The organism is Streptomyces sp. A1136 (assembly GCF_004795055.1).
GTDB lineage: Bacteria > Actinomycetota > Actinomycetes > Streptomycetales > Streptomycetaceae > Streptomyces.
Genome location: NZ_SSBJ01000380.1, coordinates 1 through 513, shown reverse-complemented (window position 1 = coordinate 513; position 513 = coordinate 1). Strand labels below are relative to the sequence as shown.

Here is a 513-nt window from a genome sequence, read left to right as displayed (position 1 = left end):
CACAGCTCGGCCGCAAACGCCCCTTCCGCCAACTGCCCCCGGGGCGCGATCCGTCCGGACCAGGTACGTTCGACCACGTGGCTGGATTCAGGACCGGACGCGGCCGGGACAACCGCAACGACCGACCGCACGGACAACCGCGGCAGCAGCCGTACGGGCAGCAAGCCCCGTACGGCGGCCAGCCGACCCCGCCCGGCGGCGGCTACCAGGGCGGGCCGCCGCAGCAGTGGCCCCAGACGCACGGCCAGGGTGAGCCGGAGTACTTCGGCGACCCCGGCCACGGCGGCCACCAGCCGTACCCCCCGCAGCAGCCCCAGCCGCCGCAGGGCGGCTACGGCTACCCGGGCCAGCCGCAGTACCCGGGCGCCCCGATGCCGCCGCAGAACGGCGGCGGCAAGAACCCGTTCAAGGGCAGGCCCGCGGTGATCGTGGCCGCGGCGGTCGCGGGCCGCCTGGTCATCGGCGGCGGCGTGTACCTGGCGACGAGCGGCGGCGGCGACGACAAGAAGCCGG

At 76.2% G+C, this 513-nt stretch carries 1 pseudogene; it reads left to right on the top strand.

Going from position 1 to position 513, the window contains the following annotated elements:
* Positions 1-77 precede the first annotated feature (77 nt).
* Positions 78-513 (top strand): annotated as a pseudogene (locus E6R62_RS41640) (hypothetical protein); the annotation flags it as partial.